Here is a 7638-nt window from a genome sequence, read left to right as displayed (position 1 = left end):
CGCAGATCGGCAAGCCGTACGTGTGGGGCGCGACCGGCCCCAGCTCGTACGACTGCTCCGGCCTCACCCAGGCCGCCTGGCGCGCGGCCGGCGTCACCCTGCCCCGGACGACCTGGGACCAGGTGAAGGTCGGCACCCGCGTCGCGACCGCCGACCTCCAGCCCGGCGACCTGGTCTTCTTCTACGACGACATCAGCCACGTCGGCATCTACATCGGCGGCGGCAAGATGATCCACGCCCCGAAGCCGGGCGCGTACGTCCGCGAGGAGTCCATCTACTACATGCCGATCTACGGCTCGGTCCGCCCGGCCTGACCCGCCCGGGCCCGGCCTGACCCGACGCGGGGCCGGGCCGGCCCGCCCGGGCGTGGCCGTGTGCGGGATCAGGTCCAGAGGGTGGCGATGAAGATGTTCGCCATGGTCAGACCGCCGACGGCGCCGAAGAGGGCCTTGTCGATCCGCTCCTCGTCCCGCTTGACGTAGACCAGCCCGAGGATGACGATCAGGACCGCGAGCTTGATGCCGATCTTGATGTTGTTCACGGTGTGGCCCTCGGCCTGGTGCACGCCGACGAGCGCGACGCCGGTGACCAGCATCGTCAGCGCGCCGTGCAGCATCGCCGGGGAGAAGCGGGCCGTACCGGCGCCCATCGCCTTCATCTGGGTGACGAATCCGCCGAGCAGGGCGCCGATTCCGATGACGTGCAGGGCGACGAGAACATTGATGAGTACGTCCATGGCCCGGAGCCTAACCGGGCGCCCTGTACGGCTTCGGGGCGGGTCGGTCCGGGTCGTCCTACCCGCCGGGGCGTACCGGTAGGACGGACAGACGGACCGACGGTCACACCGGTGCGTACACGTCAGACGGTCACGGATACGCCGCTGCCTCTCGCCGGGGCGAAAGAGAACGGTCACGCCACGACACCTGTAGCCAATAGCGGTCACCCTCCGCCTGCGGGCCGGGGCCGGGTCTAGCGTCCTGCCCCAGGTGACCGGCTCCCCACCACCGCCGCACTCCGGCGACTGCCGGTCACCCCCGCCGAGAAAACCGGCGGCGGCCCGTTCCCCTGTGCGGCCGCCGCCGGCCCCGGTGGGCACCGTTCCGCACAGGGAATGAGGAAGTGACCCGCCCTCGTGGCCGCGCACCGCAAGCCCAAGTACTTTCCCTTCGGCGGCCAGGCCGCCCGCACCGCCGCCACGCTGGCCCTCGCCTCGGCGGCCACCGCGACCGTCTTCCAGGGAACCGGGCACGCCGCACCCCGCCCCGCCCCCGCGCAGGTCAGGGCTCAGGTCGACCGGCTGTACGAGGAGGCCGAGGTCGCGACGGAGAAGTACAACGGGGCGAAGGAGCAGGTCGGCCGGGCGCGGGCCGCGCTCGACCGGCTGCGCGACGAGGCCGCCCGCAGGACCGAGCGGCTGAACCGCTCCCGCGACGCCCTCGGGGCCATCGCCACCGCCCAGTACCGGGCAGGCGCCCTCGACCCCACCCTCCAGCTGGCCTTCACCTCCGACCCCGACGACTACCTGGAGCGGGCCTCCCTCGCCGAGAAGGTCGGGAACCGGCAGGCCGCGACCATCACCGCGGTACGCCGCGAGCTCGGCGCCGTCCACCGGCTGCGCGCCCAGGCCGGGGACCAGCTGCGCGACCTCCAGGCGCGCGAGGCCGACCTGCGCCACCAGAAGTCGGCCGTGCGGGGCAAGCTGAACGCGGCCCGTGAACTGCTCGCCCAGCTCAGCGCGGAGGACCGCGCCCGCTACGAGGCCGCCGTCGCCACCGGCGGACACGACGCGGGTGCCGGCTCGGGTACGGGTGGAGCGGACGGCGTCGCGGGCGCGGCGGGCCGGGCCGGCCAGGACCTGGGACTCGACGGGCCGGTCACGGCGGGGACCGGCCGGGCCGCCGAGGCGATCTCCTTCGCCCGCGCGCAGATCGGCAAGCCGTACGTGTGGGGCGCGACCGGCCCCAGCTCGTACGACTGCTCCGGCCTCACCCAGGCCGCCTGGCGCGCGGCCGGCGTCACGCTGCCGCGCACCACGTACACCCAGATCAACGCCGGCCGCCGGGTCTCCCGCTCCGAGCTGGCCCCGGGCGACCTGGTCTTCTTCTACTCCGGCGTCAGCCACGTCGGCCTCTACATCGGCGACGGCAGGATGATCCACGCCCCGCGCCCGGGCGCCCCGATCCGCGTCGCCCCGATCGACCAGATGCCCTTCGCGGGCGCCACCCGAATCGGCTGACGCCCGACTCCACTGACTCCCGGCCGACGGCCCTGTCCGACTCCCGCCGCCCGCCCGCTTCCTTCTAGACGAGGCGGCGGGCGGTCGCCCAGCGGGTCAGCTCGTGGCGGTTGGAGAGCTGGAGCTTGCGCAGCACCGCCGAGACATGGGACTCGACCGTCTTCACCGAGATGAAGAGCTGCTTGGCGATCTCCTTGTACGCGTATCCCCGGGCGATCAGCCGCAGCACCTCGCGCTCGCGCTGGGTGAGCCGGTCCAGGTCCTCGTCCACGGGCGGCGCGTCCGTCGAGGCGAAGGCGTCGAGGACGAAGCCGGCCAGGCGCGGGGAGAAGACGGCGTCGCCCTCCTGGACCCGGAAGATCGAGGCGATCAGGTCGGTGCCGGTGATCGTCTTGGTGACGTAACCGCGGGCGCCTCCGCGGATCACGCCGATCACGTCCTCGGCGGCGTCGGAGACCGACAGCGCCAGAAAGCGCACCTGGTCCTCGGCCGCCGTCATCAGGCTCGCGCAACGGCGCAGCACCTCGACGCCACCGCCGCCGGGCAGGTGCACGTCGAGCAGGACGACCTCGGGCCGGGTGGTGGTGATCACCGTGACCGCCTGGTCGACGTCGGCGGCCTCGCCGACCACCTCGACGCCCGTGGACTCGGTCCCGCCGATCTCGGCCTGCACTCCCGCGCGGAACATGCGGTGGTCGTCGACGAGCACGACCCGCACGCGGCGCCCCTCGCCCTGCCCGGCCGTCCCCTCGGTCCCGGCTCCGTTCTCGGTTCCGGTCGTCTCGTCGGTCATCCGTCCGCCCTCTCCATCTCCAGCTCCACTTCGGTGCCCCCGCCCGGCACGGATCTCAACCGCGCCGATCCGCCGTTGCGCTGCATCCGGCCGATGATCGATTCTCGTACGCCCATCCGGTCGCCCGGCACCTCGTCCAGGTCGAAGCCGGGTCCCCGGTCCTTGACGGAGACGAAGACCGTCCGGCCCTCCACCTCCGCGTAGACCTGCACCGGCCCGCCCTCGCCACCGTACTTGGCGGCGTTGACCATCGCCTCGCGCGCGGCCTGCATCTGCGCGGCCAGTTTCTCGTCGAGCGGGCAGTCGCCCACGACCACGACCTCCAGCGGGACGCCGTGCTTGTCCTCGACCTCGGCGGCGGACCGCTTGACCGCCTCGGCGAGCGTGCTCGGCTCCTCGTCCTGCTCCTTGCCCGTGCCCTCCGGCCGGTACAGCCAGTTCCGCAGCTCGCGCTCCTGGGCGCGGGCGAGCCGGCGGACCTCGCCCGCGTCGTCGGCGTTGCGCTGGATCAGGGTCAGGGTGTGCAGGACGGAGTCGTGGACGTGCGCGGCGACCTCCGCGCGCTCCTGGGCGCGGATGCGCAGGGTGCGCTCCTCGCTGAGATCCTGCGACATCCGGACCAGCCAGGGGCCGGCGAGCAGGATGATCCCGGTGAGCACCGCGACGCCGGCGGTGACCGCCGTGCCGAGCTGGGCGACCGAGCCGCGCAGGACGACGAAGACGGTGAGCCCGGTGCCGACCAAGGCGACGCCGACGAGGCCGCGGGCGAGCTGGAAGGCCCGGCGCCGCCGGTCGGGGTCGGTCCAGCTGGCGCGGCGGGCGTTGTCCGCCTGCCGCCAGACGAGGACGACGCCGAGGCCGATGAGGACGGTCGGCCAGATGTAGCGGCCGGCTTCCTTGTTGACGTCGAAGCTGCTGACCAGGGTGAAGACGCCGATCCCCAGCACTATGAGGGCGAGCACCTGGCCCCGGTCGGGCTTGCGCAGCCGTCTGCGGCCCTCGGGTGTGGTCTCGAAGACGGCGCGGGGCGTGGCGCGGCCGCCGACACCGAGGGGGACGACGATCCAGAACACCGCGTACAGCAGCGCGCCGAGGCCGTGGGTGAAGCTGAGCGCCACGAAGAACGCGCGGACCCAGGCGACGGGCAGACCGATGTGTCCGGCGAGCCCGCGGGCGACACCGCCGAGCATCCGGCCGTCGGCGCTCCGGTAGAGCTTGCGTACGGGCGGTTCGTCGGCGTCGAGGGCACGGGCGGTTGCGGACATGCACCGATCGTCACACGTTCGGCCGTCCGCGGACATCAGGGTCGGCCCGGATATCGACCCTGGAACCGTCTCAGGGTGCGGGCCCCCGGGAAGATCAGGGTTCGGCCAGGGTCGGTCCCGGTGCCGCTTCGGGGGTACGGACCGTCACCATGGACGCATGACGAGTTCGATGCCTTCGCACCACGAGGCCCCGCCGCCGGCGGAGACCCCGCCCGCCCCGCCGCTGCGGCGCTCGCGCGGGCAGAAAGTCGTGGCCGGTGTGTGCGGCGGTCTCGGCCGGCATTTCGGCCTGGACCCGGTGATCTTCCGCGTCACGCTGGGCGTGCTGGCCGTGACCGGCGGCGCCGGGCTGATCTTCTACGGCTTCGCGTGGCTGCTGATACCGCTCGACGGCGAGGAGGAGAACGAGGGGCGCAGGCTGCTGACCGGCCGGGTCTCGGGCTCCTCGCTGGCGGCGGTGCTGATGGCGCTGGTGGGCTGCGGGATCTTCCTGTCGACGCTGAACAACGGCGGTCTGCTGGGGTTCTCGCTGATCCTCTCGCTCGCGGTGAGCGGCGCGGCGGTGTGGTCCCAGCGGCGGACGGCCGTCGCCGCGGTCGCCGACGAGGGCGGCCGGATAGATCCCGCGGCGGCGCTCGCGGTCGCCGAAGCACCGCCGGAGACCAAGGCTCCGCCGGTGATCGACTTCACGATGTCCTGGTGGAGGGACCCGATAGTGAAGGACGGATCGACGGGCAAGGTGGCCATCGGCTATCTGTGGGGCCCGCACGCGGGAGTCGACCAGGACGGCAGGGTCGCCGGCGAGACGCCGCGGCCCGGCTGGCACTGGGGTCCGAAGCCGCCGACGCCCGGGCGGCCCGCCGCCCCGTCCCGGCCGGCGGAGGACAGCTGGACGTCGATCGGCGGGCTGGTGTTCCTGCTCGCGCTGGTCGCGGGCGGCCTGGGCACGGGACTGACCTGGCACACGCATCCGCTGGGCACGAGCCTGCAGATCGGTCTGGCCGCGGCGCTCGCGGTGATCGGCGTGGGCCTGGTGATCAGCAGCTTCCTGGGCCGGACCGGGTTCGGCACGATCTGTCTGCTGGTGCTGACGACGGGTCTGCTGACGGTGACCTCGGTGCTGCCGAAGGAGATCTCCACGGTCTGGGAGCGGGAGACCTGGCGGCCGGCGGCGGTCGCCGCGGTACAGCCGCGGTACAAGCTCGACACCGGAGTCGGCCGGCTCGACCTGTCCCAGCTGGCCATCCCGGCGAAGACGACGGTGACCACCCGGGCCCGGGTCGGCGCGGGCAAGCTGGAGGTGGTCGTGCCGCGGAACGCGACGGTGAGGCTGCGGGCCCAGGTGGGCCTCGGCGACCTGGCGCTGCCGCCTCAGCACACCACGACCGCGGTGCGGCCGGCGGTGCCGTCCGCCCCGGCGACACCGTCCCCGGGGCAGATCCCGCCGCCGGTGGCCCCCGTACCGCCGACGCCGCCCGCGGCGTCGGCGGACGACATCGACATCGCCCCGGATCTCGACGAGACCCGGACGCTCCCCCCGCCGCCGGGCGTCACCCCGGGCGGCACCCTCGAGCTCACCCTCGAGGTCGGACTCGGACAGGTGGAGGTCACCCGTGCTGCTTCATGAGTTCCGCCCCGGCCGGCTGATCCTGGGCCTGGCCGCCCTGGCCATCGCGGCGCTGTTCGCGGGGGACGCGGCCGGTGCCTGGTCGGTCGCCTGGTTCGTGGCGCTGCCGGTCCTCGGCGGGGCCTTGGTTCTGGCGTCGGTCGCGTCCTGGACGGCCTATCGGATACGCCGGCGGGCGGCCAGGAGGGCGTCCAGCGACAGCACCGGGGCGCCGGCGAGCAGCAGCGGCAGCCAGGCCATGAGATAGGCGAGGTCGTTGCCCAGGTAGTAGGGGTGCACCTGCCAGCTGACGGTCAGCCACAGGGAGAACGAGATCAGCGCTCCGCCGAGCGCGGCCACCCGGGTGAACAGCCCGAAGAGGGTGCCGAGGCCGACGGCGAGTTCGCCGAGGGCGAGGGCGTAGCCGAAGCCGACGGGGCTGCGGAGGGCCACGTCGACCAGGGCGGGCAGGGCCGAGGAGTCGCGGACGCCCCGCATGACCTCGCCGATCGATTCGGGTCCGGTGGCGGAGAGGAAGGCCGAGTCGGTGAGCTTGTCCAGACCGGCGTAGACGAAGGTGATGCCGAGGAAGATCCGCAGCGGGACCAGGGCGTAGCGGGAGGCGAGGGTCTTCGGGCCGTCGCCCGAGCCGGAGGCCCCGCCCGGGCCCGGCCGCGCCGCCGCACCCGCGCCTGCCCCCGATCCCGTACCGCCGGACCCCTGATCCGCCGTTCCGCCCGCCGCTTCGTCCGTCGGTCCTGCCATGTCCGGCCGCCTCTCCGTGCCCGTCCCGCTGCCCATCCCGCTGGGCCCGTACCCGAGCGTTCGGGTCCCGTCCGGACACGATTGTCCCCGGCCCGGGGCCGGGGGTCGAAAACACGCTCGGGCGGGGCGGGTTTCGGCGAGGGTCCGCCGGGCCGGCCGCCGGCTCTCAGCCGAGGAGGTCGGGTTCGGCGCGGCTGATCCGGCTCCAGAGCGGTTGGTAGTTGATCCAGGCGACCAGGTCGCTGCCGATCTGTTCGCGGGTGGCGACGGCGTCGCGGTGGTCGATGAGCACCGGCCGGCCGGCGGCACGGGCGGCCAGCTGGACCTCGGCGCACCGTTCGAGGGCGATGAACCACCAGGCCGCGGCGTCGACGGAGGAGCCGACGGTGAGCAGACCGTGGTTGCGCAGGACGAGCGCCTTCAGGGTGCCGAGGGCGGCGGCTATCCGGCGGCCTTCCGCCGGGTCGACGGTGACGCCGGTGTAGGCGTCGTACAGGGCGTGGTCCTGGTAGAAGGCGCAGGCGTCCTGGGTGAGCGGGTCGAGGAGTTCGCCGAGGGCGGCGAGCGCCCGACCGTGCGTGGAGTGGGCGTGCGCGACGGCGACGACGTCGGGCCGGGCGCGGTGGACCTCGGCGTGCAGCGTGAAGGCGGCCTGGTTGACGTGGTGGGTGCCGTGCACGACCTGGCCGTCGCCGTTCACCAGGATCAGGTCGCTCGCGGTGAGGTCGGCGAAGGGGACGCCGAAGGGGTTCACCCAGTAGCAGTCGGCGTGTTCGGGATCGCGGGCGGTGATGTGTCCGGACACCCCCTCCTCGTAGCCGAACCGGCCGAAGACCCGGAGGGCGGCGGCGAGCCGCTGTCGGCGGTGGGTGCGTTCCTCGGCCGCCGAGGCGTGGACGGGCGGCAGGGCGAAGTGGAGCCGTTCGACGGGAACGGGCGCCGGTGTCTCGGTCATGGCCGGAAGGTAGTGCCC

The 7638-nt window shown here is 73.6% G+C and carries 8 protein-coding genes; 3 read left to right on the top strand and 5 right to left on the bottom strand.

The features are described from left to right. Positions 1–314: C40 family peptidase (locus ABZ693_RS03435; RefSeq protein ID WP_359872826.1), on the top strand; the 314-nt coding region annotated here is incomplete at its 5' end. A gap of 68 nt (positions 315–382) precedes the next feature. Here ABZ693_RS03435 and ABZ693_RS03430 read toward each other — a convergent pair. After that, positions 383–736, bottom strand: a complete 354-nt coding sequence (locus ABZ693_RS03430) for a hypothetical protein (RefSeq protein WP_359872824.1) — start codon at positions 734–736, stop codon at positions 383–385. A gap of 396 nt (positions 737–1132) precedes the next feature. Here ABZ693_RS03430 and ABZ693_RS03425 point away from each other — a divergent pair, with 396 nt between their 5' ends. Then, the gene (locus tag ABZ693_RS03425; RefSeq protein WP_359872822.1) at positions 1133–2236 is read left to right on the top strand and encodes a C40 family peptidase; all 1104 of its coding nucleotides are present in this window, start codon (positions 1133–1135) and stop codon (positions 2234–2236) included. 64 nt (positions 2237–2300) lie between these two features. Here ABZ693_RS03425 and ABZ693_RS03420 read toward each other — a convergent pair whose 3' ends face one another. Beyond that, the gene (locus tag ABZ693_RS03420; protein WP_359872820.1) at positions 2301–3029 is read right to left on the bottom strand and encodes a LuxR C-terminal-related transcriptional regulator; all 729 of its coding nucleotides are present in this window, start codon (positions 3027–3029) and stop codon (positions 2301–2303) included. Then, on the bottom strand, positions 3026–4294 hold the full coding sequence (locus tag ABZ693_RS03415; RefSeq protein WP_359872817.1) for a PspC domain-containing protein: 1269 nt from the start codon (positions 4292–4294) through the stop codon (positions 3026–3028). Before ABZ693_RS03415 ends, ABZ693_RS03420 begins: the two co-directional genes overlap by 4 nt. 157 nt (positions 4295–4451) lie before the next feature. Between ABZ693_RS03415 and ABZ693_RS03410 the strand changes: the two genes are divergently transcribed. Further along, positions 4452–5921: a PspC domain-containing protein gene (locus tag ABZ693_RS03410; RefSeq protein ID WP_359872815.1), complete on the top strand. Its 1470-nt coding sequence runs from the start codon at positions 4452–4454 to the stop codon at positions 5919–5921. A 156-nt stretch (positions 5922–6077) separates the two neighbouring features. Here the strand turns inward: ABZ693_RS03410 and ABZ693_RS03405 are convergent, their stop codons facing one another. After that, entirely contained in the window at positions 6078–6665 is a 588-nt protein-coding gene (locus ABZ693_RS03405) for a DoxX family protein (RefSeq protein ID WP_359872813.1), read from the bottom strand. A gap of 166 nt (positions 6666–6831) precedes the next feature. Then, on the bottom strand, positions 6832–7620 hold the full coding sequence (locus ABZ693_RS03400) for a class II aldolase/adducin family protein (RefSeq protein ID WP_359872811.1): 789 nt from the start codon (positions 7618–7620) through the stop codon (positions 6832–6834). Positions 7621–7638: the final 18 nt, after the last annotated feature.

The sequence above is a fragment of the Streptomyces laurentii genome, assembly GCF_040635425.1.
GTDB lineage: Bacteria > Actinomycetota > Actinomycetes > Streptomycetales > Streptomycetaceae > Streptomyces > Streptomyces laurentii.
The sequence above is the reverse complement of the archived record's forward strand: the minus strand, read 5'-3'. Positions and strand labels throughout refer to the sequence as shown.

What these genes read in the sequence shown, in the direction of transcription:
- ABZ693_RS03430 (WP_359872824.1), bottom strand. Translation starts at nt 736, where the DNA reads ATGGACGTACTCATCAATGTTCTCGTCGCCCTGCACGTCATCGGAATC.
- ABZ693_RS03400 (WP_359872811.1), bottom strand. Translation starts at nt 7,620, where the DNA reads ATGACCGAGACACCGGCGCCCGTTCCCGTCGAACGGCTCCACTTCGCC.
- ABZ693_RS03420 (WP_359872820.1), bottom strand. Translation starts at nt 3,029, where the DNA reads ATGACCGACGAGACGACCGGAACCGAGAACGGAGCCGGGACCGAGGGG.
- ABZ693_RS03415 (WP_359872817.1), bottom strand. Translation starts at nt 4,294, where the DNA reads ATGTCCGCAACCGCCCGTGCCCTCGACGCCGACGAACCGCCCGTACGC.
- ABZ693_RS03405 (WP_359872813.1), bottom strand. Translation starts at nt 6,665, where the DNA reads ATGGCAGGACCGACGGACGAAGCGGCGGGCGGAACGGCGGATCAGGGG.
- ABZ693_RS03410 (WP_359872815.1), top strand. Translation starts at nt 4,452, where the DNA reads ATGACGAGTTCGATGCCTTCGCACCACGAGGCCCCGCCGCCGGCGGAG.